This is a genomic window from Streptomyces sp. NPDC060232, from assembly GCF_042726555.1.
Classification (GTDB): domain Bacteria; phylum Actinomycetota; class Actinomycetes; order Streptomycetales; family Streptomycetaceae; genus Streptomyces.
Window position 1 is genome coordinate 65,190 of sequence record NZ_JBHXAG010000007.1, and the last position, 21,923, is coordinate 87,112.

The following is a 21,923-nucleotide window of genomic DNA, read 5'->3' on the forward strand; positions in this document are numbered from 1 at the left end:
CCCCCGCCGACGCTCGGCCGTTCCACCCGGTGGCACAACGAGAAGCGGGCCACCCGATCCGGGTGGCCCGCTTCTTCACTGTGGAGCTAAGGAGAATTGAACTCCTGACCTCCTGCATGCCATGCAGGCGCTCTACCAACTGAGCTATAGCCCCTTGCCCTGCGTGCCGCTTCGGTTTCCCTTGCCGGTTCCCCTTGGCGACGTCCCAAACATTACACGGTCATGGCCCTGGTCCAAAAATCGGTTTCCACCAACCATGGGCCATGTCCGATTTGCAATGATCTGTCACGCTCTCGCGAACTGGTAGAAGCGCTTGAGCGTGCAGTGATCGTCGAGCAGCCGACCATAGATCGGCTCCCCTTCCAGCTCGCGGTACGTCTCGATCGGGTCGCCTTTTATGATCAGCGCCCGCGCGCATTCCTCGCACCAGTACTGGTAGTCGGGGTTGACCGGGTCCATGTCCCGCACGATCGGCGTCCCGTTGTTGCACCAGTCGCACCGGCGCCGGTGTGCACCCATCCGTTCGCGACTCCCTCCCGCCTCGGGCCGTCGACTCCCCCTCCGGCTGTCCGATTCTGCCACGCCGGTGCGGGCCAGGTCAGCAAACGCAAAGGGTACAAAAACAAGGATCCCGCCCCCACTTGGGGACGGGATCCTGATTGTGGAGCTAAGGAGAATTGAACTCCTGACCTCCTGCATGCCATGCAGGCGCTCTACCAACTGAGCTATAGCCCCGCTCTCCGCTGCGCTTCCCCCGTCTCCGGTGTTCTTCGCTGCGAACAAGAAGAACTCTAGCCTGCGACCAGCCGGAAAGTGAAATCCGGGTCGGAGCCCCGGTGGGAAGCGGCAGGGAGCCGCTCAGTCGTCGTCGCCGAGCACCGGTTCCGGCAGCGTGCCGGCGTTGTGCTCCAGCAGACGCCAGCCGCGGGCGCCCTCGCCGAGGACGGACCAGCAGCAGTTGGAGAGCCCGCCCAGGCCCTCCCAGTGGTACGGCTCCAGGCCCAGCAGGCGCCCGATCGTCGTACGGATGGTGCCGCCGTGGCTGACCACGACGAGCGTGCCGTTCTCCGGCAGCGCGTCGGCGTGCTCCAGCACCACGGGCGCGGCGCGGTCGGCGACCTCGGTCTCCAGCTCGCCCCCGCCGCGGCGAACCGGTTCGCCGCGCTTCCACGCCGTGTACTGCTCGCCGAACTTGCCGAGGATCTCCTCGTGCGTCAGCCCCTGCCACTCACCGGCGTACGTCTCGCGCAGCGCCTCGGTGTGCGTCACGGGCAGCCCCGTGACCGCGGCCAGCTCGGCCGCGGTGACCGCGGCACGCCGCAGGTCCGAGGCGACGATGGCGTCCGGCTTCAGCGAGGCGAGCAGCCGCGCGGAGCGGCGCGCCTGCGCCAGGCCGGTCTCGGTCAGCTCGATGTCCGTGGAGCCCTGGAAGCGCCGCTCCAGGTTCCAGGAGGTCTGCCCGTGCCGCCAGAGGACGATCTTCCTGCTGGACCTGGCCTGCTCGGCCGCGTTGGTCGCGCTCAGAACAGATCACCGTCCAGGTCCTCGTCGCCCGCCGCCTCGCGCAGCTTGGCGTGCTCCTCGGCCTTGCCGATGGTGAGCTTGGCGTCCTCGGGCAGCTCGATCTCGGGGCAGTCCTTCCACAGGCGCTCCAGCGCGTAGAAGACGCGCTCCTCGCTGTGCTGGACGTGGACGACGATGTCGACGTAGTCGAGCAGGATCCAGCGGGCGTCGCGGTCGCCCTCGCGGCGCACCGGCTTGGCGCCGAGCTCCTTCTGCAGGCGCTCCTCGATCTCGTCGACGATCGACTTGACCTGGCGGTCGTTGGGCGCCGAGGCGAGCAGGAAGGCGTCGGTGATCGACAGCACGTCGCTGACGTCGTACGCGATGATGTCGTGCGCGAGCCGGTCGGCCGCTGCCTGGGCAGCGGTGGTGATGAGCTCGATGGAGCGGTCCGTGGCGGTCACTGGCCATGCTTTCGGGTTGGCGGGCAGATCCTTACAAGGGTCTCATGTACCGCCGACGGCGCCCGCGCGGAATGTTCCGCACGGGCGCGAGCGCTCCTCCCGGCCGGCCGCGGCCCGCTCAGGACGGCTTGTAGTCCTTGCCGAGGAGCACCACGACCTCGGCGTTCACGACGTTCTCGGCCTTCTTCACGACCGTCTCGGGCAGCCCCAGCGTCTTGGCCACCTCGATCGCGCGGTCGCGCTGGGCGTCGTCCTGATAGGTGATCTGCGAGGCCGCCGCGGTCTTGTCGGCCTTGCCGCCGTCCACGAAGGTGTAGCCGCCGTTCATCAGCGCCGCCTTCGCCGCGACCTGCGTCTTCTCGTCGCCGGTGGCGTCCTTCAGGCCGACGCGCGGAGTGGCTCCGGGCTGCGCCACGTCGGCGGAGCCGCCGAGCACCTCCTTGACGACCTTCTTGTTGGCCTCGTCCGTGAGCGTCCCGTCCGGCTTCACCGCGATGACGTCGGTGCGGTACGCGCCCACCTTGGCGTGCGCGCCGAGCTTGGACAGCATGGCCCCGAGGGTCTGTGCGTCCAGCGCGGGATCCAGGATCTGGCCGATGCTCTCGACCGTGACGGCCGCGGCCTTCGGGTCGCTGGGGACCTTGCGCAGGACCGCGTGGAGCACCTTGCCGGTGCGCTCCAGCTGCTTGGCCTCCGGTTCGCCCTGGGCGCGGTACGTGGCGTACGCGACGGCCATCGGGCCGCTCAGGCTCTGCTTCTGCCCCTGGGCCACGGCCGGGGTCTTGGCCGCGTCGTCGGCCGGGACCGCGCTGTCGGTGTCGACCTCGATGCCGCCGACCAGCTCGACCAGGTTCTCCAGGAAGGGGGTGTCCAAGCGCCAGGTGCCGCCGATGCGGGTGCCGAGCACGGCGTCGAGGGCCTCGCGGGTGCCGAGGCCGCCCTCCTCGACCGCCTTGCCGAGGGCCTTGGCGGTGCCGTCCTGGCCGGTGACGGCGAGGGAGTTCGGCAGCAGGACGGTGGCGCCCTGCTTGGTGGTGACGTTGTCGACGAGCAGCGCCGAGGAGGTGCCGCCCTTCTTGGTGTTGTGCAGGTGCACGACGATCATGTCGCGCTTCTGTGCCCCGGCGTCCGCGGCGGTGGCGGTCTTGGTGCCGGGACCGTCGAGGAAGGGCAGCTTGCCCGCGTACCAGAGGTAGCCGGCGCCGGCGACGACGAACACCGCCAGGACGACGATCAGCGCGACGACCCGGTTGCGGCCTCGGCGGCGGGCCTCCTCGCGGCGTTCGGTGCGGCTCTCGGTGAACTTGAGCCAGTCGATGACGTCCTCGGAGTCCTCGTCCGGCTGGTCGATGAAGGCGAACATCTCGGTGCGGTAGTCGCGGCCCGCCTCGGATCCGCCCTCGGGCCGGCGCGGCTCGGGGACCTGGGCGGCCAGCCGCTCCGCCGGGGCTTCGGGCCGCTCGGCGGCCGGGGGCTCGGGCGCCGCCTGCTGCGGGATCCACTGCTGGGCCTGGGCCTGGTGCTGGGTCTGCTGGGCGTCGTACCCGTAGGAGGGCGGTGCCTGGGTGTACTCCTGCTGTCCGTACTCCTGGGCCGCGGGCTGCTGCGGGTAGTACTGCTGCGGCTGCTGGGACTGGCCGTAGTCCTGGTAGCCGTAGCCCTGCTGCTCGTAGCGGGGGGCGGCGGGCTGCGCGGGCGCCTGGCCGTACACCGGCCGCCCGTACGCGTCGTAGCCGATGAGCTGCTGCTCGTGCGCGGCATACGGGTCGTACGGATCCTGTCGGTCGTTCACCGCGGGCCCCTCTCTCCGGAAGCTCAGGCTCCCCGGTACAGCTCACGCTTGTCGATGTAGCGCACCACGCCGTCCGGCACCAGGTACCAGACGGGATCCCCCTGGGCGACCCGCGCACGGCAGTCCGTGGACGAGATCGCCAGCGCGGGCACCTCGACCAGGGAGACGCCGCCCTCGGGCAGCCCGTCGTCGGTGAGCACGTGGCCCGGCCGGGTGACTCCGATGAAATGGGAGAGCGAGAAGAGCTCGTCGGCGTTCCGCCAGGTCAGGATCTGCGCGAGCGCGTCGGCACCCGTGATGAAGAACAGGTCGGCGTCGTCGTTCAGCGCCTTCAGGTCCCGCAGGGTGTCGATCGTGTACGTCGGCCCGCCGCGGTCGATGTCGATGCGGCTCACCGAGAACTGCGGGTTCGAGGCCGTTGCGATGACCGTCATCAGGTAGCGGTCCTCGGCGGGCGAGACGGCCCGCTGGGACTTCTGCCACGGCTCACCGGTCGGCACGAACACCACCTCGTCGAGGTGGAAAAGGGCGGCCACCTCGCTGGCGGCCACCAGGTGTCCGTGGTGGATCGGGTCGAATGTCCCGCCCATCACGCCGAGCCGGCGCTTGACCGGACCGGTAGGCATCTCCTGCTCTCCCATGAGCGCAGAGCCTACTGGCCCGGCGGACCGGGCCGACTAGCGGTCGCGGTTCAGGCGCGTGGTGACCCAGAGCATCAGCATCAGGATCACGAACGCGGCGCCGCCGGTCAGGTACGGGTTGAGACTGTCGTGGTTGCCGCCGTGCTGCTCGGCCCCCTCCGAGGCGAGGACGACCAGGTTGTGGGCGGTGGAGGAGAGGCTCATCAGGCAGGTACCTATCGAGTCGGGGAGCGGGCGGAGACTTCGCTCACATCGTATGCGGGCGCCCGGGGCACGCTCGTGCCGACTCAGGCGTTGGAGAGGATAGACGCATGGTCGAGCAGGTCAATCAGGGGAGGGCGCAATGACGCAGACGGGATTCGAGAAGACGCCGGCGCGGGACCGCAAGAGGTTCCCCGGCATCTCCTCGCGTGCGTACGAGCATCCGGCGGACCGGTCGGCACTGGTGGCGCTGCGCAAGCTGAGCGGCTTCGACACGGTCTTCAAGGCCCTGAGCGGGCTGCTCCCGGAGCGGAGCCTGCGCCTGCTGTTCCTGTCGGACTCGGTGCGGGTGGGCGAGACGCAGTTCCCGCACCTGCACGCGATGCTCCGCGACGCCTGTTACATCCTGGACCTGGAGAAGGTCCCGCAGATGTATGTGCAGCAGGACCCGCGGCCCAATGCCATGTGCATCGGGCTGGACGAGCCGATCATCGTGGTGACCACGAGCCTGGTCGAGCTGCTCGACGAGGAGGAGATGCGGGCGGTGGTCGGCCACGAGGTGGGCCACGCGCTGTCGGGGCACTCCGTGTACCGCACGATCCTGCTGTTCCTGACGAACCTGGCGCTGAAGGTCGCGTGGATCCCGCTGGGCAATGTGGCGGTCATGACGCTGGTGACCGCGCTGCGGGAGTGGTTCCGCAAGTCGGAGCTCTCGGCCGACCGGGCGGGGCTGCTGGTGGGGCAGGACGTGACGGCCTCGATGCGCGGTCTGATGAAGCTGGCGGGCGGCAACCACCTGCACGAGATGAACGTGGATGCCTTCCTGGAGCAGGCCGACGAGTACGAGAAGGGCGGCGACCTGCGGGATTCCGTGCTGAAGATCCTCAACATGCTGCCGCGCACGCACCCCTTCACCACGGTCCGGGCGGCCGAGCTGAAGAAGTGGTCGGAGAGCCGCGACTACCAGCGGATCATGGACGGCCACTACCCGCGCCGCGACGAGGACAAGGACGCCTCGGTCACGGACTCCTTCCGGGAGTCGGCCGCGCACTACGCCGATTCGGTGCGCACCAGCAAGGACCCGCTGTTCAAGCTGGTGGGTGACATCGCGGGCGGCGCTGCCGACATGGGCGGCAGGCTGCGTGACAAGTTCACGGGCGCCGGAGCTGGCGCCGGCTCCGGCTCCGGCGCGGACACGGGCTCCGAAGGCAAGGGCGGGGCTACGGGGCAGGGCTGACCGGGGTGCCCGAAGTCGCCGAGGGCGCCAGTACGCCGCACAGCCCGGCCGTGCGCCTCGGCTGGCCGCTGGCGTACGGGTCGCTCGCGGCCGGTCCCACGGTGGTGGGGTCGGCCCCGGCCAGGAGCGGGCGGAAGCCTCCGGCCGGGTCGGCAGAGCAGTCCTGCGGCCCGGCCATCACGTAGGCCGAAGCCAGCTCCAGCCGCCGTGCGCTCAGGTCGTCCCGGTCGAAGCGCAGCCGCAGCTCGCGCCGGACGGTGAAGAGCGACGCACCGTCGGCCGCGGCCGGGGCTCCGGTCGCCGGCCGAACGGCGTACACGAAGGTGTGATCGGCGGTGACCTCCAGCACGTCCTGGGCCACCTCCTCGTAGGCGAGACTGCCGCTCACCCGGACCCGGGGGTCGGCCATGACGGCGGTGGCCGGGTCGAAGCGGACCAGCCAGCCGGTGGCGGCGTGCCGGCCGTCGCCGGAGGGCGAGGTCATGCTGCGGTCGAACTGCTCCAGCTGGTCGGGGTCGAGCAGGACGCGCACGGGCCGGGTGGCGGATCCGGCCAGGACGTCGGGGTCCAGCGAGGACTGCACCAGGTAGTCCTTGGCGATGGACAGCGCGGTGACGACCTGGACGTCGGTGAAGTGCTGCGTGCGGCGCACCGCGGGCAGGCTGATCCCGGCCGCCCCGACCCGGTAGCCGGCGGCGGGGCTCTTCGCGAACAGCTCGGGCGGCAGCCCGCCGGGCACGGCGGTGGTCGGCGCGAGCGGGACCACGGTGCTGGTGAGCGGCTGGGCATGCCCCCCGGGCGGGGGGACGTAGGGGCTGCGCAGCCCCATGTAGACGGCGACGGCGAAGGCCGTGGCGATGAGCAGTACGAGCAGCATGCCCTGCCGGGCGCCGCGGCCGGGGGTGCTGGTCCGGGGCGCGGAGCTCGACCAGATGGACCGGCTGCGGACGGCCCTGGCGTGCTCGCCCATGCGTTCCTGGGCGGAGTACTCCTGGAGCCGGGCAGCACGGACGAAGTCCTCGTCGAACACCACCGATCGGTACTCGTCCGACCGGAATTCGTCGTCGCCCCCGCCGGTGCCGTCGGGGGTGCCCTCGGGTGGGTCTCCTGGCAAGGCCATCGCTTCTCCCCGCTGTCCCCGCTTCAGAGAAGCCCCCGGCTCCGGCGAACGCGAGTGGGGTCGTACCTTCAGGGTTGGCGTACTGAGGGGTACGTAAACGCGCCGACGCCGGTGACTTCACGCCTGGGGGTGCTGGCGGGCGCCGGAGCGGGGTCCGCTTCGCCCGAGGCACTGCGGTAGACGGCGCTGAAGGCGAGGGCGACCATGCCGAGGCCCATCACGAAGGCGAGCACCCAGGCGACCGGGCGCAGCCACGGGGCGCGGCCCCGGTAGGGGCGCAGGCTGCCGCCGTAGGCCCCGTACGGGCCGTCGGGGTGTCCGTCGCCCCGCTCGTGGCCGCCGCCGCGGTCCCAGCCGTACTCGTCGGCGTCGTACCCGTCGGGGTGGCCGTAGCCGTAGCCGTCGTGGTCGTCGTCGCCCGTCCAGCCGCCGGCGACGGCTCGGGCGGCTTCCGCCTCCGCGCGCGCCCGGTCGGCCGCCCGCTGGCGCTCGGCGGCGCTCGGTTCACGGATCTCGGCGTTCCGGACGAAGTCCTCGTCGAACACCACGGAGGCGAAGTACTCTTCCGCGCCTCCGCGGTCGTCGTCGGGCTCCCCGTCGTCCGGGAACGGCTTGCCCCCCACGTCGTCCGGCACGGGAACAGAGTAGACCTGGGGGAAGCCTTTGGGCAGGGTGTCCGCCGAATTCCGGCCACACGGAGTGGCTGCTTCGACTACCGAACGTGACCGTCGCCGGTGACGATGTACTTGGTGGAGGTGAGCTCGGGAAGCCCCATCGGGCCCCGGGCGTGCAGCTTCTGCGTGGAGATGCCGATCTCGGCCCCGAAGCCGAACTGACCACCGTCGGTGAACCGGGTGGATGCATTCACGGCGACGGTGGTGGAGTCGACCAGCTGGGTGAAGCGGCGTGCGGCGGCCTGCGAGGTGGTGACGATCGCCTCGGTGTGCCCGGAGGTCCAGCGGCGGATGTGGCTGACGGCGTCGTCGAGGGAGTCCACGACGGCCGCGGCGATGTCGTAGGAGAGGTACTCGGCGGCCCAGTCCTCGTCCGTGGCGGGCAGGGCGGTGGCCTTGGTGCCCTCGGCGGCGGCGAGGACGGCCTGGTCGCCGTGGACGGTGACGCCGGCATCGGCGAGCGCGTCGAGGGCGCGCGGCAGGAAGGCGGCGGCGATGTCGCGGTGGACGAGGAGGGTCTCGGCGGCGTTGCAGACGGAGGGCCGCTGGGCCTTGGAGTTGATGAGGATGGCCACGGCCATGTCGAGGTCGGCCTGGGCGTCGACGTAGACGTGGCAGTTGCCGGTACCGGTCTCGATGACCGGGACGGTGGACTCCTCGACCACGGTCTTGATGAGGGAGGCACCGCCGCGCGGGATGAGCACGTCGACGAGGCCGCGGGCGCGCATCAGCTCGCGGACGGAGTCGCGGGACTCGCCGGGGACGAGCTGGATCGCGTCGGCTGGCAGGCCGGCGCTCAGGACGGCGTCGCGGAGGATGGCGACGAGCGCGGTGTTGGAGGCGTAGGCGGAGGAGCTGCCGCGCAGGAGGACGGCGTTGCCGGACTTGAGGCAGAGGGCGGCGGCGTCGACGGTGACGTTGGGGCGGGCCTCGTAGATGATGCCGACGACGCCGAGGGGGACCCGGATCTGGCGGATGTCGATGCCGTTGGGGAGGGTGCTGCCGCGGACGACCTCGCCGACGGGGTCGGGGAGGGCGGCGACGTCGCGGACGTCGGAGGCGATGGCGGCGACCCGCTCCGGGGTCAGGGTGAGGCGGTCGATGACGGTCTCGCTGGTGCCGGCGGCGCGGGCCTTGTCCGTGTCCACGGCGTTGGCCGCGACGATCTCGGCGGTACGCGCCTCCAGCGCGTCCGCGATCGCCAGCAGGGCCGTGTCCTTGGCGGACCGCGGGAGTGGGGCGATGGCCGCGGCGGCGGTCCGGGCGGCCTGCGCGGTGGCGAGGACGGGCGAGGTGGCGGCGGCGGTGGCGTCGTCGAGCGAGGTCATGCCGTCCAGGGTAGTGCGCCGGGGACGCGACCCCGGTGGGGCTTCCATCCCGCGAGACGGGGCCGGGGCCGCTGCGCGGAGCCGTCTCCCCGCCCCGCCCTTGCGCCGTTTCCCGGTGGCTCCGCCCCCGGGAACCCCGCGCCTCAAACGCCGGCGAGGCTTGAAAGGGTGCGTCAGTACGGGTGGACGCCCACCGGGTGGGCCGGGGGTGGGCCGTAGCCCTCCGCCACACGCAGGTGGTAGGTGGCGCGGTCGATGACCTCCAGGCCGACGATCTCCCAGGGCGGCAGCTGTGCCGAGGAGCGGTGCTCGCCCCACAGGCGCAGCGCGACGGCCGCCGCGTCGTGGAGGTCGCGGGCCTCCTCCCAGTACCGGATCTCCGCGTGGTCGTCGGCGTACCGGCTGGTCAGCAGGAACGGGTGGTCGTGTGCCAGTTGCTCCAGCCCCCGCCGGACCTCGGACAGCGGGGCCGGCTTGCCGGAGACGCTCAGGGTCACGTGCCACAGGCGGGAGGCCTGGTCCTGCTCGTACCCGCCGCCGTCACCGTCCCCCGTACCGACGCTGGTCAGCGCTCGTCTCACCAGCCGCCTCCTGTCTCACTACGCGTGTCCGCCTGCTCCGCCCCTCACAGTTGACCAGTCCCCGGGCGGCCGCGCTGCGGTTTTGCCGAACCTCAGCCCTGGAGCAGGACCAGATCGTCCCGGTGGACGACCTCCCGCTCGTACGCGGGTCCGAGTTCCCGCGCGAGCTCGCGAGTGGAGCGGCCGAGGAGCTGCGGGAGTTCCTTGGCGTCGAAGTTGACCAGACCCCGCGCGACGGCGCGGCCGTCCACCGCTCGCAGCTCCACCGGGTCGCCCGCGACGAAGTCGCCCTCGACCGCCGCGATCCCGGCGGGCAGCAGCGAGCTGCCCCGCTCGGTGACCGCGCGGACGGCGCCGTCGTCCAGGACGAGGTGGCCCTGGGGGGTGGAGGCGTGCTGGAGCCAGAGCAGCCGGTCCGCGCTGCGCCGCCCGGTGGCGTGGAAGAGCGTGCCGGTCCCCCGGCCGGCCAGGGCGTCGGCGGCCTGGCTCGCGGAAGTGAGCACCACCGGGATGCCGGCGGCTGCCGCGATCCGTGCCGCCTCGACCTTGGTGACCATGCCGCCGGTGCCCACGCCCGCCTTGCCGGCGCTGCCGATGGAGACGTGCGCGATGTCGCCGGGCCCGCTGACCTCGTCGATGCGGGTGGTGCCGGGCTGGGAGGGGTCGCCGTCGTAGAGACCGTCGACGTCGGAGAGGAGGACGAGGAGGTCCGCGCGCACGAGGTGGGCGACGAGGGCGGCGAGGCGGTCGTTGTCGCCGAAGCGGATCTCGTCCGTGGCGACGGTGTCGTTCTCGTTGACGACGGGGAGGGCGCCCATGGCCAGCAGCTGGTCCAGGGTCCGGTACGCGTTGCGGTAGTGGGCGCGCCGGCTGGTGTCGTCGGTGGTGAGCAGCACCTGGCCGACCCGCAGGCCGTACCGCGCGAAGGAGGCGGTGTAGCGGGCGACGAGGAGGCCCTGCCCGACGCTGGCGGCGGCCTGCTGGCGGGCGAGGTCCTTGGGGCGGCGGCGCAGGCCGAGCGGGGAGAGCCCGGCGGCGATGGCTCCGCTGGAGACGAGGACGATCTCCTTCTCACCGCCGCTGCGGGCCTTGGCCAGGACGTCGACGAGCGCGTCCACCCGGTCGGCGTCGAGCCCGCCGGCCGCGGTGGTCAGGGACGAGGAGCCGACCTTGACCACGATCCTGCGGGCGTCCACGACACCTTGCCTAGCCGCTGACACGTTGTTCCCCTTGCCCCTTGCCGTCAATGCCTGCCACCTCAATCTACGGGGTGGCCGACGGGGGCCGCTCAGGGGTTTCAGACCGTGGACGAGGTCCTGGCCTGCCCCTGGCGCTCCTCGCCCCCGGCGGCCCGGCCGGCGCCGGGGACGAGGATCTTGCGGGAGAGCACGAAGGTGAACGGGATGGCGACGATCGCCGCGACCAGCGGGGCGATCCGGGTGTCCATCCCGGCCCAGGCCACCAGGGCGTAGAGGCCGGCGGACTGGATGACGTAGTTGGTCACGTTCGTCAGCGGGAAGAGGAGGAACTTCTTCCAGGTCGGCCGGGTCCGGTAGGTGAAGTAGGTGTTCATGAAGAACGAGCCGACCATGGCCAGCACGAAGGCGAGCGAGTATGCGGCGAAGTACGGCATCCAGGGGTGGAGCAGGAGGTAGATGCCGAAGAAGGTGCCGGTGTTGACCCCGCCCACCAGGGCGAAGCGGAATACCTGGCCGAGCTGTTCCCTGCGGCTCATCGGGCGCTGCGCTCCACGATCGTCGGCTCCGCCGCCGAGGTGGTGGGCGCGGTCCTCGGGAGGGGCTGGGAGCCGTGCGACTCCTTCACCAGGAAGTGCGGCCGGCGCTTGGTCTCGTAGTAGATGCGGCCGATGTACTCGCCGACGAGGCCCAGCATGATCAGCTGTACGCCGCCCAGGCCCGTGATGATGGCCACAAGGGTGACGTAGCCCGGGGAGTCCACACCGTTGGTGATCGCCATGACCGTGATCCACAGCGCGTAGAGGCCGGTCAGGGCGACCAGCGACACGCCGAACCAGATACCGATCCGCAGCGGCCTGTTGTTGAAGGAGATCAGGCCGTCCATGCCGTAGTTCAGCAGGGCGCCGAACTTCCACTTGGTCTCGCCGGCCTCGCGCTGCGCGTTGCGGTAGTCGAAGTGGACGGTGTCGAAGCCGATCCAGGAGAACAGGCCCTTGGAGAAGCGGTTGTACTCCGGCAGGGACAGCAGGGCGTCCACAGCCGGGCGCGACAGCATCCGGAAGTCGCCGACGCCGTCGGTCAGCTCCACGTCGACCCAGCGGTTGACGCCCCGGTAGTAGAGGCGGCTGAGCGCGGAGCGCACCTTCTTGTCGCCCTCGCGCGTACGCCGGGCGATGATCTGGTCGTGGCCCTGCCGGTAGTGCTCCAGCATGGTGGCGATGAGCTCCGGCGGGTGCTGGAGGTCGGCGTCCATGATCACGACGGCGTCGCCGGTGGCCTCGCGCAGGCCGGCGAGCATGCCGGCCTCCTTGCCGAAGTTGCGGCTGAAGGAGACGTAGCGGGTCTGTTCACCGTGTTCCGCGGCGATCTTCCGGAGCTTGCCGAGGGTGCCGTCACGGCTGCCGTCGTCGACGTAGCAGACCTCGTACTCGACGGGCAGGGAGTCCAGGACCCTGCGGATCTCGACGTCGAAGCGGTCGATGACGGCCTCTTCGTTGTAGCAAGGGACAACTACGGACAGCTTGGTCATGAACACTTCCTGCTGGATCCGAACGGGTGATTGTCGGCGACCGGACCCGCCCCTCACCTCTTCCTTAGAAGTATGCACGGCGAGGGACCGCCGGGAGTCGCCCTGCCGGAGCCGGGGGCGGCACACGGTAGCTTTGACGGGATAAGCGGAATGAGCGGAACGAAACGAAGGGATCGAGGTGCACGTGCCCGACGTCTCCGTGGTCGTCATCGTCTACAACGACGCAGAGCGTCTGTCGACAGCAGTCCAGTCGGTTCTCGACCAGACACTCCAGGGTGTCGAGGTCGTGATCGTCGACGACTGCAGCCAGGACCGCTCCTTCGCGGTCGCCCAGGAACTCGAGGCAGAGCACCCGGGGAGGGTGCGCGCCTTCCAGCTGCCGCAGAACAGCGGCGGCTGCGGCGCGCCGCGCAACCACGGCATCCAGCAGGCCACGGGAACGTACGTGATGTTCCTCGACAGCGACGACGTACTTGAGCGCAACGCCTGCCGGAACATGCTGGCCGCCGCCGAGCGGACCGGCTCCGACCTGGTCTCGGGCATGTGCGTACGCGTGCACCTCGACAACCGGTGGGGCAAGACCACCGAGTGGTACCCCTGGATCTACTCGCGCACGCGCACGCTGGAGTCGATCACCGAATTCCCGGACCTGCTGGTCTACGACACCCTCTCCACGAACAAGTGCTACCGGCGCGCGTTCCTGCTGGAGCAGGGCCTGGAGTTCCCGGTCGGCATCCACTACGAGGACCTGCTGTTCTCCGCGCAGGCGTACGTGGCGGCCCGGCGCATCACGCTGATCCCCAACCACGTGTACTTCTGGAACGTGGTCGAGAAGGCCGCGGCCAAGTCGATCAGCAACCGGCGTCACGAGATCGCGAACTTCGTCCACCGGATGGAGATCCACCGGCGCGTCGACGAGCTGCTGGCGGCCAAGGGCCACACCGACATCAAGTCCGCCAAGGACGCCAAGTTCCTCAAGCACGACCTGGTCCTGCACCTGCGCGACCTGCCGCTGCTGAGCGACGAGTACCGCCAGGAGTTCGCGGGCCTCGCCAACGGCTACCTCGCCGGCATCGACCCGGAGGCGTACGAGCACGTCACCCACCTCCAGGCGATCTGCGCGTACCTGCTGGGCAAGGAGGACTGGGACAACCTGCTCCCGGCTGCCGACGCCATGATCAACAAGGGTCGGCTGACCTCCCCGCTCGCCGAGCGCGACGGCCGCGTCTACTGGTGCGCGCAGCACATCGACGGCCCCGACGCCGCCGAGGCCCGCCGGATACTGGACGTCACCGAGCAGGGTTTCCACACCACCCCCCTGCCGTCCCTCACCCTGGGCAACCGCCTCACCTCCTACGAGGACGACGGCCGCGGCACCGTCACGCTGTCCGGCACCGTCGTGAACCCGCTGGGCCGCATCGACGCCGACGCCGAGCTGAAGGCCACGCTGGAGCTCCGGGCCCGCCGGCAGGTCGGCGTGCGCTCCTTCAGCTTCCCGGTGGCAACCGTGCGCCACGCCGGTGACACGATCGAGTGGCGCACCACCGCGGACATCGGCGGCACCGTGCGCCCCCTCGGCATCATCGACGCCGTCTGGGACGTCCGCCTCAAGCTGACCGCCGGGGGCGAGCGGATCACCACCCGCGTCTCGGTCGGCGGCCTCGACCTGGACTCGGCGGCCCGGCTGCGCGTCCGGCCGCGGCTGACCCGCCTGGTCTCCGACCGCTTCACGGCGGAGATGACCAAGAAGGGCAACCTCTCCTACGTCCTGACCGCCGAGGGCGCCGCCGCCGTCCGCACCCAGTCGCTGATCAACAACGCCATACAGGGCAAGGCGGCGGGCGTGGTCAAGCGGGGTCTGCGCAAGGCCCTGCGGGCCCGCCGGAACATGGGCTCCGGCGAGCAGAAGGTGAAGATCTACCACGAGGTCTTCTCGAAGCTGCCCGTCAAGAAGGGCACGGTCGTCTTCGAGAGCCACATGGGCAAGCAGTACAGCGACAGCCCGAAGGCCATCTACGAGGAGATGGTCCGCCAGGGCGTGCCGTTCGAGGCGATCTGGTCCTACGCGGGCGCGAGGCCCACCGGCTTCCCGAAGGAGGCCACCCTGGTCAGGCGGTGGAGCTGGCAGTACCTGCGCGCCCTCGCCCAGGCCGAGTACTGGGTCGACAACCAGGGCTTCCCGCTGGCCCTGGCCAAGCGCCCCGGCACCACGTACATCCAGACCTGGCACGGCTCCGCGCTCAAGCGGATGGGCTTCCACGAGCCCCGCACCAAGGCGCAGGGACGGGCCGCCCAGGCCCGCTTCCAGGCGGCCGTCGACCGTTTCGACCACTTCCTGATCCGCTCGGAGCACGACGCCCGCACCCTCGCCAAGGGCTTCCGGCTGCGCGACGAGGTACTGCTGCGCACGGGCTACCCGCGCAACGACGCCCTCGTCGAGGCACACCGGGCCGAGGCGGACAGCGGCGAGCGGGTCCGCGGCGCCCTCGCCTCGGAGCTCGGCATCGACCCGGACAAGAAGGTGCTGCTGTACGCGCCGACCTTCCGGGCGGGCGCGGACGGCACGGTGGAGGGCTTCACCTTCCCCTTCGACGTGGAGGAGTTCGCGGACCGGCTCGGCGACCGCTTCACGCTGCTGGTGCGGACCCACTACCTCAACAGCGTCTCGCTTCCGCCGTCGGTGGCCGGCCAGGTCGTCGACGTGTCACGACACCACGACATCACCCCGCTGCTGGCCCTCGCCGACGGGCTGATCACCGACTACTCGTCCGTGATGTTCGACTACGCGGTCCTGGACCGGCCGATGGTGTTCTTCGCGTACGACTACGAGCAGTACGCCACCGACATCCGCGGCACGTACTTCGACCTGAAGGAGAAGGCCCCGGGCCCGGTGGTGGCCACCGCGGACGAACTCCTGCAGGCGCTGGCGGCCTTCGAGGAGGCGGACGCCAAGTACGCGGAGGCGCGGCAGCGCTTCCTCACCGAGTTCGGCGAGTACGACCGCGGGGACGCGGCCCGCAGAATCGTCGAGAAGTTCTTCACCGGGAGCGGCAAGTGAGCCGGGACATCTTCATCGTCTCCAACAGCGTCGACGAGATCGGCGGCGTGACCACCTGGTCGCACCAGATGGCCCGGCTGTTCTCCGAACGCGGCCACCGGGTGCACATCGTCGGCATCGCCCCCGTCGCCGAGGAGATCCGGCAGAAGCTGCCGCAGGACCTGCCGTACGAGATGACCACGCTCTATGAGACCCACCCGCCGGCGGCGCGCCGGCTGCGCGGCATCAAGGGCAGGCTGAACGCGCCCGAGCGGCGCCGCCAGGCGGCCCGGCGGGCGATGATGCAGGTCAAGGCCGACCGGCTCAGCGAGCTGCTGCGCGAGGCCCGGCCAGGTTCGGTCGTCATCGTCACCCAGGTCTGGGCGATGGAGTGGGTGGCGCTCGCCGACACCAAGGGGCTGTCCGTCGTCGGCATGAGCCACGAGTCGTTCGAGGCCAGCCAGAAGTCGACCCGCGGCGAGCGGGTCCGCCGCCACTACCGGGAGGTCGACCGGCTGCTGGTGCTGACCGCCGAGGACGCGGACCTGTGGATCCGGACGGGCATGGAGAACGTCGGCAGCATGCCGAACCCGATCCCCTTCATGCCCGACACCCCCGCTCCCCGAACCTCGAAGGTCGTGGCCAGCGTCGGCCGCCTCGCCTTCGAGAAGGGCGTCGACCTGCTGCTCGACGCGTGGGCGGACGCGGCGCCGCACCACCCCGACTGGGTCCTGCGGATCTACGGCGCGGGCGTGGAGGAGGAGGCGCTGCGGGCGCACTGCACCAGCCTGGGGATCGACGACTCCGTCGAGTGGATGGGCAGCACCGACGACGTGCTGGGCGCGCTGCGCGGGGCCTCGGTCTTCGCACAGGCCTCGCGCGCCGAGGGCTTCCCGATCACACTGCTGGAGGCGATGGCGGCGGGCGTGCCGGTGGCCGCCTTCGACTGCGCCCCGGGCGTGCGGGAGATCGTCGAGCACGGCGAGGACGGGCTGCTGGCCCGGCTGGGCAACACGATGGAGCTCGCCGGACACCTGCACGTGCTGATGTCCGACGGCGAGCTGCGCGACCGGTTCGGCGATCACGCCTTCCGTTCGGTGAAGCGCTACTCCAGCGCCGAGATCACCGACCGGTGGGAGGAGCTGTTCTCCTTCCTGGAGCGCTGACGGCCCGGCCGCACGTGACACGGTGAAGCCGCCCGCCCCGGAGGCGTCCGGGGCGGGCGGCTTCGCCCTGTGGCCAGGGGCCACCAGGCCTTGTCGACGTCAGGCCCTGTGGGCGTCAGGCCTGGTGGACGTCGCGGTGCGCGTCCTTGCGGGCCACCTTGTTGGCCTCCCAGCCCGCCCAGGCTGAGGTGACCATCTCGCTGACGTCGTGGCGGGCCGTCCAGCCCAGCACGGTGTTGATCTTGTCAGCGGACGCCACGACCTTCGCCGGGTCGCCGGGCCGGCGCGGGCTGATGACCGGCGCGTAGTCGTGCCCGGTGCCCTTGTTCAGCAGCTCGACCATCTCGGCGACCGAAACGCCCTCGCCGCGCCCGATGTTGACGGTGAGGTCCTTGTAGTCCTCGGCCGCGGCCCACTCGGCCAGCTTGCGGGCGGCCGCCACGTGGGCCTCCGCCAGGTCCTCGACGTGGATGTAGTCGCGGATGCAGGTGCCGTCCGGCGTCGGGTAGTCGTCACCGAAGATCTTGGCGCCCTGGCCGGCGTCGTACCGCTCGAAGACCATCGGGACCAGGTTGAAGACGCCGGTGTCCGCGAGCTCCGGGGACGCGGCGCCCGCCACGTTGAAGTAGCGCAGGCAGGCGGTGGCGATGCCGTGCGCCTTGCCCGCGGCGCGGACCAGCCACTCGCCGGCCAGCTTGGTCTCGCCGTACGGGCTCAGCGGCGCGCACGGGGTGTCCTCCGTGACCAGGTCGACGTCGGGCATGCCGTACACGGAGGCGGAGGAGGAGAAGAGGAAGTTGCGCACGCCCGCGTCGGCCACGGCCTGGAGCAGGACCGTCATGCCCTGCACGTTCTCGTGGTAGTAGTACAGCGGCTTCTCGACGGACTCGCCGACCTGCTTCTTGCCCGCCAGGTGCACCACGCCCGTGATCTTGTGCTCGCGGAGGGTCTTGTCCAGCACCAGCCGGTCCAGGACCGAGCCGACCACCAGCGGGACGCCCTCCGGGACGCGGTCCTCGTTGCCCGTGGAGAGGTCGTCGAGGACGACGACCTTCTCCCCCGCGAGCACCATGGCGCGGACGACGTGCGCGCCGATGTAACCGGCGCCACCGGTGATCAGAAACGTCATGTGTATCTCCTTGGTCCTGTCCGACTTCGGTGGGGAAAGCGCAGCGGGGCGCATCCGGTTCAGCCCGCCCCCCGGGCCGCCCGGGCCCGGTGGATGCGGTTGCGTACGAGGTACAGGGCTCCCTCGGCGCCCGGCGCGAGGCGCAGCGCGAGGGCGCCGGCCCCCGTCCGGTAGGGCTGCGCCAGCAGAACACCGTACCGGCTGCTGGGCAGGGCCCGACGGCGGAGCAGCCGGCCGCGGGGGCGCAGGGAGGTGAACACCGAGCTCCCGTCGGCACACCGCACGCCCACCCCGACGTTCCAGGCCTGCATCCTGCGCAGCCCCTGGCGGCGTCCGGTGACGGCGAGGTCGGCGAGGCGGAAGGGCAGCACGGCCACCCAGCCGCCGCTGCGGTCGGGCAGCAGCTCGACGGGGCGCGCGAGGACGGGCTCGCCGCCCGCGCGGGGCATGAAGCTCAGGCGTGCGGTCTGCGGACCGGCCTCGGCGAGGCGTCCGTAGAGGTCGTGCACCCGGATCCGGACCGCGCCGCGGCCGGCCGGTTCGGCGTCGACGGTGACGGGCAGCTCCTCGACCGGCAGCGTCGGCAGGCCGTCGAGCTCGACGGGGAGCTCCTCGCTCCACACCGGCTCGCCGGACGCGCCGACCGCGTACGGGGGCAGCAGGCGCGGCGGTTCGGCGGCCAGCCGGGTCAGCCGCCCGACGTCGGCGGGCGGGGTCGCGGTGGCGCGCAGCACCCGGACGATCCAGCGGGCGTGGGCCGCGGCGGCCTCGACGTCCGCCTCGGCGAAGGTGTCGACGTACTCGCGGGTGAGGGCCCACCAGGCGGCCCGGTAGCCGGGGTCCGCGCCGAGCTCGCGCAGGTACATGCGCAGGTCGTACTCAAGGAACTTCACCTGGCAGGCGCTGCCCAGGACCGGGGAGGCCTCGGCAAGGGTCCGGGCGGCCGTGCGGTGGGCCTCGATGCGCGAGCGCCAGTTCCCGACGTCCTTGCGGTCCAGGGAGATCGACACCTGGGCGGCGCTGCGGCGCACGTGCCACACGTAGACGAGGTCGCCGGTGACGGCGATGCGCGGGGCCGCGGCGAGGACCCTGGCCGTGAAGGCGAAGTCCTCGTAGACGAACCGGCCGTCGGGGAAACGCAGGCCGTGCTCCTCCAGGAAGGCCCGCTCGTAGAGCTTGTTGACGCAGAGGGTGTCGCGGACGAGCTCGGGCCGGTCCGCCGGACGCTCGATGACGTCGCCCGGGGTGTAGAGGCCGGGCATCCACGGCACGTCGTGGTGCTGGGGCAGCTCGCGCCGCACGGCCGCGCCGACGGTGACCGGCGCGCGGTGCTCCTCGGCGGTGCGCACCAGGGCGTCCGCCGCGCCCGGAGGCAGGATGTCGTCGCTGTCGAGGAAGAGCACGTACCGGCCGGACGCCGCGGCGATCCCGTCGTTGCGCGGGGTCCCGCACCCGCCGCTGTTCTCCGTCCGGTGCACGACCTTGACGCGGGGGTGGACGGAGGCCAGTTCGTCCAGCACCCGCGCGGTGCCGTCGGACGAGGCGTCGTTCACCGCGATGACCTCGGTGACCACCGGGCCCTGGGCGAGGGCCGAGGAGACGGCCTCGCCCACGAGCCCGGCGTCGTTGTACGCGATCACCACGACGGAAACGGTGGGGAGGTTGCTGCTGTTCACCCGGAGGATCCTAGGCGACCGAGATAAAGGCACCTTCAAACCCTCCGGGACCCGTTCCGCCAGAAGTGGCCTAGAACGGCCGGAATTCGTCGTACTCGCGCTGTGCGGAGTCCCCGCGCTTGGCTTCCTTCTCCTTGCGGCGCTGGGTGGCCGGACGCGGGGCCTCCATGCGGTGGTCCTCACCGCGGCGGCCCAGCATCTCGGCACCGGCCATCATGGTCGGCTCCCAGTCGAAGACGACCGCGTTCTCGTCCGAGCCGATGGCGACGCCGTCACCGGCGCGGGCGCCGGCCTTCTTCAGCGCGTCCTCGACACCGAGTCGGTTGAGCCGGTCGGCCAGGTAGCCCACGGCCTCGTCGTTGTTGAAGTCGGTCTGGCGGACCCAGCGTTCCGGCTTCTCGCCGCGCACCACGTACACGTCCTCGGCCTCGTCGTAGGCGACGGTGAAGCCGGCGTCGTCCACGGCCTTCGGGCGGATGACGATACGGGTCGCCTCCTCCTTCGGCTTGCGGGCACGGGCCTTGGCGATGACCTCGGCGAGGAAGTAGGACAGCTCCTTCAGCCCCGTACGGGCGACCGCGGAGACCTCGAAGACCTTGTAGCCGCGGGCCTCCAGGTCGGGGCGCACCATGTCGGCGAGCTCCTGGCCGTCCGGAATGTCGACCTTGTTCAGGACGACCAGGCGCGGGCGCTTCTCCAGACCGCCGCCGTAGAGCTTGAGCTCCTCCTCGATGACGTCGAGGTCGGCGATCGGGTCGCGGTCGCTCTCCAGGGTGGCCGTGTCCAGGACGTGCACGAGCACCGAGCAGCGCTCGACGTGGCGCAGGAACTCCAGGCCCAGGCCACGGCCCTGGCTGGCGCCCGGGATCAGGCCGGGGACGTCGGCGATCGTGTAGACGGTCGAACCGGCGGTGACGACGCCCAGGTTCGGGACGAGGGTGGTGAAGGGGTAGTCCGCGATCTTCGGCTTGGCGGAGGAGAGCACCGAGATCAGCGAGGACTTGCCGGCGCTCGGGAAGCCGACCAGCGCCACGTCGGCGACGGTCTTGAGCTCCAGGACGATGTCGCCGGCGGTGCCGGGGACGCCCAGGAGCGCGAAGCCGGGCGCCTTGCGGCGGGCCGAGGCCAGCGCGGCGTTGCCGAGGCCGCCGCGGCCGCCCTCGGCGGCCACGTAGGTGGTGCCCTGGCCGACGAGGTCGGCGAGGACGTTACCGGCCTTGTCGAGGACGACGGTGCCGTCCGGCACCGGCAGGATCAGGTCCTGGCCGTCCTTGCCGGAACGGTTGCCGCCCTCGCCGGGCTTGCCGTTGGTGGCCTTGCGGTGGGGGCTGTGGTGGTAGTCCAGCAGGGTCGTGATCGCCTGCTCCACCACCAGGATGACGTCGCCGCCGCGGCCGCCGTTGCCGCCGTCGGGGCCGCCGAGCGGCTTGAACTTCTCCCGGTGAACGGAGGCGCAGCCGTGGCCCCCGTTACCCGCGGCGACGTGCAGCTCGACGCGGTCCACGAAGGTGGTCATGGTTGTTCCTCCAGATACAGCGGGATCGTCCGGAATGGTCCGGTGGCAGGCCTTGCTGCCCATTAAACGTGTCTATGTGACAACGCGCCGAGGGCGGACCTCTCTTCCCGGCCTGAGCCGGGAAGAGGTGAGATCCGCCCTCGGGAAGTTACGAACGCTTGATCAGCGGAAGCTGGATCAGGCGGCCGGAACGATGTTGACGACCTTGCGGCCACGGTGCGTGCCGAACTGCACGGCACCGGCCTGCAGCGCGAACAGCGTGTCGTCGCCACCACGACCGACACCCGAGCCCGGGTGGAAGTGGGTGCCGCGCTGGCGGACGAGGATCTCGCCGGCGGAGACGACCTGACCGCCGAAGCGCTTCACGCCGAGCCGCTGGGCATTGGAGTCGCGCCCGTTCCGGGTGGACGATGCGCCCTTCTTGTGTGCCATGTCTCAGTCCCTCTTACTTCGCAGCCGCGGGGATACCGGTGACCTTGATCGCCGTGTACTGCTGGCGGTGACCCTGGCGACGGCGGTAGCCGGTCTTGTTCTTGTAGCGCAGGATGTCGATCTTGGCGCCCTTGTGGTGGTCCACGACCTCGGCCGTGACCTTGATACCGGCCAGGACCCACGGGTCGCTGGTCACGGCGTCGCCGTCGACAACGAGCAGGGTCGAGAGCTCGACCGTGTCGCCAACCTTGGCAGTGGAAATCTTGTCAACCTCAACGATGTCGCCGACAGCAACCTTGTGCTGGCGACCACCGCTGCGCACGATGGCGTACACGCGGATCTCTCTCTCACTCGGGACGGATGCTCCTGAAGCCAGCCGCTCAGGCGGGCCGGGGCCCACGCTGATCCGGAATGGACGAGCGGCCTCTCCCGCACAGCGCTCGCGCGCCGGAAGCCGGAGGAAGGTGCTCAGGAACTCGACGCGCGCTGAACGGATTCGTACAGGACACGCCGACGGTCTAGGTTACGGGGCCGGTTCCGGAGGGTCAAACCGGGCCCCGCACGGCCGTGGGGGCCCCCCCCCCGCGGGGGCCCCCCCCCCCCCCCGGGGGCGGGGGGGCGGGGGGCGCCGACGGGCGGGGGGGGGGGGGCGGCCGCCCCCCCGGGGCGCGGGGGGGCGCCCGGGGGGGCGGGCGGCGT

21 protein-coding genes and 2 tRNA genes are annotated in these 21,923 nt (G+C 71.1%); 3 read left to right on the forward strand and 20 right to left on the reverse strand.

Going from position 1 to position 21,923, the window contains the following annotated elements; all coding sequences use genetic code 11:
* Positions 1-81: 81 nt before the first annotated feature.
* From ACFWFZ_RS12800 to ACFWFZ_RS12835, 8 genes are all read right to left on the reverse strand, one after another.
* Positions 82-154 (reverse strand) — tRNA-Ala (locus ACFWFZ_RS12800).
* Between the two features lie 131 nt (positions 155-285).
* A complete protein-coding gene (locus ACFWFZ_RS12805) occupies positions 286-459 on the reverse strand; it encodes a hypothetical protein (RefSeq protein WP_387120831.1) in 174 nt (57 codons plus the stop codon).
* Between the two features lie 203 nt (positions 460-662).
* Positions 663-735: transfer RNA gene (locus ACFWFZ_RS12810), tRNA-Ala, on the reverse strand.
* 123 nt (positions 736-858) lie between these two features.
* Positions 859-1,524, reverse strand: coding sequence for a histidine phosphatase family protein (locus ACFWFZ_RS12815; RefSeq protein ID WP_387121321.1), 666 nt, complete (start codon positions 1,522-1,524; stop codon positions 859-861).
* Positions 1,521-1,967: a ribosome silencing factor gene (gene rsfS, locus ACFWFZ_RS12820; RefSeq protein ID WP_030819259.1), complete on the reverse strand. Its 447-nt coding sequence runs from the start codon at positions 1,965-1,967 to the stop codon at positions 1,521-1,523. The genes ACFWFZ_RS12815 and rsfS overlap by 4 nt, the downstream gene beginning before the upstream one ends.
* A 118-nt stretch (positions 1,968-2,085) precedes the next feature.
* Positions 2,086-3,759 carry an LCP family protein gene (locus ACFWFZ_RS12825; RefSeq protein WP_387120835.1) on the reverse strand — a complete coding sequence of 558 codons (1,674 nt, stop codon included), beginning with the start codon at positions 3,757-3,759 and terminating at the stop codon, positions 2,086-2,088.
* Positions 3,760-3,782: 23 nt separating this feature from the next.
* A complete protein-coding gene (gene nadD, locus ACFWFZ_RS12830) occupies positions 3,783-4,400 on the reverse strand; it encodes a nicotinate-nucleotide adenylyltransferase (RefSeq protein WP_030649893.1) in 618 nt (205 codons plus the stop codon).
* Between the two features lie 36 nt (positions 4,401-4,436).
* Positions 4,437-4,604, reverse strand: a complete 168-nt coding sequence (locus ACFWFZ_RS12835) for a hypothetical protein (protein WP_037631388.1) — start codon at positions 4,602-4,604, stop codon at positions 4,437-4,439.
* Between the two features lie 139 nt (positions 4,605-4,743).
* On the opposite strand from ACFWFZ_RS12835, the gene ACFWFZ_RS12840 reads away from it, so the two are divergent.
* Positions 4,744-5,838: a M48 family metallopeptidase gene (locus ACFWFZ_RS12840; RefSeq protein ID WP_387120839.1), complete on the forward strand. Its 1,095-nt coding sequence runs from the start codon at positions 4,744-4,746 to the stop codon at positions 5,836-5,838.
* Here the strand turns inward: ACFWFZ_RS12840 and ACFWFZ_RS12845 are convergent.
* The 7 genes from ACFWFZ_RS12845 to ACFWFZ_RS12875 form a co-directional block, all read right to left on the reverse strand.
* Entirely contained in the window at positions 5,822-6,958 is a 1,137-nt protein-coding gene (locus ACFWFZ_RS12845; RefSeq protein WP_387120842.1) for a hypothetical protein, read from the reverse strand. The genes ACFWFZ_RS12840 and ACFWFZ_RS12845 overlap by 17 nt on opposite strands.
* Before the next feature lie 68 nt (positions 6,959-7,026).
* Entirely contained in the window at positions 7,027-7,593 is a 567-nt protein-coding gene (locus ACFWFZ_RS12850) for a hypothetical protein (protein WP_387120844.1), read from the reverse strand.
* Between the two features lie 77 nt (positions 7,594-7,670).
* Positions 7,671-8,960 (reverse strand): glutamate-5-semialdehyde dehydrogenase, encoded by a 1,290-nt coding sequence (locus ACFWFZ_RS12855; RefSeq protein ID WP_387120847.1) that lies wholly within the window; start codon positions 8,958-8,960, stop codon positions 7,671-7,673.
* Between the two features lie 173 nt (positions 8,961-9,133).
* Positions 9,134-9,529: a hypothetical protein gene (locus ACFWFZ_RS12860; protein WP_225885106.1), complete on the reverse strand. Its 396-nt coding sequence runs from the start codon at positions 9,527-9,529 to the stop codon at positions 9,134-9,136.
* 104 nt (positions 9,530-9,633) lie between these two features.
* A complete protein-coding gene (proB, locus tag ACFWFZ_RS12865) occupies positions 9,634-10,761 on the reverse strand; it encodes a glutamate 5-kinase (protein WP_387120850.1) in 1,128 nt (375 codons plus the stop codon).
* 77 nt (positions 10,762-10,838) lie between these two features.
* Entirely contained in the window at positions 10,839-11,276 is a 438-nt protein-coding gene (locus ACFWFZ_RS12870) for a GtrA family protein (protein ID WP_387120854.1), read from the reverse strand.
* Positions 11,273-12,268 carry a glycosyltransferase family 2 protein gene (locus ACFWFZ_RS12875; protein WP_387120857.1) on the reverse strand — a complete coding sequence of 332 codons (996 nt, stop codon included), beginning with the start codon at positions 12,266-12,268 and terminating at the stop codon, positions 11,273-11,275. The genes ACFWFZ_RS12870 and ACFWFZ_RS12875 overlap by 4 nt, the downstream gene beginning before the upstream one ends.
* Before the next feature lie 178 nt (positions 12,269-12,446).
* On the opposite strand from ACFWFZ_RS12875, the gene ACFWFZ_RS12880 reads away from it, so the two are divergent.
* Both ACFWFZ_RS12880 and ACFWFZ_RS12885 read left to right on the forward strand, forming a co-directional pair.
* The gene (locus tag ACFWFZ_RS12880; protein ID WP_387120860.1) at positions 12,447-15,326 is read left to right on the forward strand and encodes a CDP-glycerol glycerophosphotransferase family protein; all 2,880 of its coding nucleotides are present in this window, start codon (positions 12,447-12,449) and stop codon (positions 15,324-15,326) included.
* On the forward strand, positions 15,323-16,471 hold the full coding sequence (locus ACFWFZ_RS12885) for a glycosyltransferase (RefSeq protein WP_387120863.1): 1,149 nt from the start codon (positions 15,323-15,325) through the stop codon (positions 16,469-16,471). Before ACFWFZ_RS12880 ends, ACFWFZ_RS12885 begins: the two co-directional genes overlap by 4 nt.
* A 115-nt stretch (positions 16,472-16,586) precedes the next feature.
* Here the strand turns inward: ACFWFZ_RS12885 and galE are convergent, their stop codons facing one another.
* The 5 genes from galE to rplU form a co-directional block, all read right to left on the reverse strand.
* Entirely contained in the window at positions 16,587-17,600 is a 1,014-nt protein-coding gene (gene galE, locus ACFWFZ_RS12890) for a UDP-glucose 4-epimerase GalE (RefSeq protein WP_387120866.1), read from the reverse strand.
* 59 nt (positions 17,601-17,659) lie between these two features.
* Positions 17,660-19,276 carry a glycosyltransferase family 2 protein gene (locus ACFWFZ_RS12895; RefSeq protein ID WP_387120869.1) on the reverse strand — a complete coding sequence of 539 codons (1,617 nt, stop codon included), beginning with the start codon at positions 19,274-19,276 and terminating at the stop codon, positions 17,660-17,662.
* Between the two features lie 70 nt (positions 19,277-19,346).
* A complete protein-coding gene (obgE, locus tag ACFWFZ_RS12900) occupies positions 19,347-20,792 on the reverse strand; it encodes a GTPase ObgE (protein ID WP_387120872.1) in 1,446 nt (481 codons plus the stop codon).
* Between the two features lie 177 nt (positions 20,793-20,969).
* Entirely contained in the window at positions 20,970-21,224 is a 255-nt protein-coding gene (gene rpmA / locus ACFWFZ_RS12905) for a 50S ribosomal protein L27 (RefSeq protein ID WP_030027134.1), read from the reverse strand.
* Between the two features lie 13 nt (positions 21,225-21,237).
* Positions 21,238-21,558, reverse strand: coding sequence for a 50S ribosomal protein L21 (rplU, locus tag ACFWFZ_RS12910; RefSeq protein WP_015033583.1), 321 nt, complete (start codon positions 21,556-21,558; stop codon positions 21,238-21,240).
* Positions 21,559-21,923 lie beyond the last annotated feature (365 nt).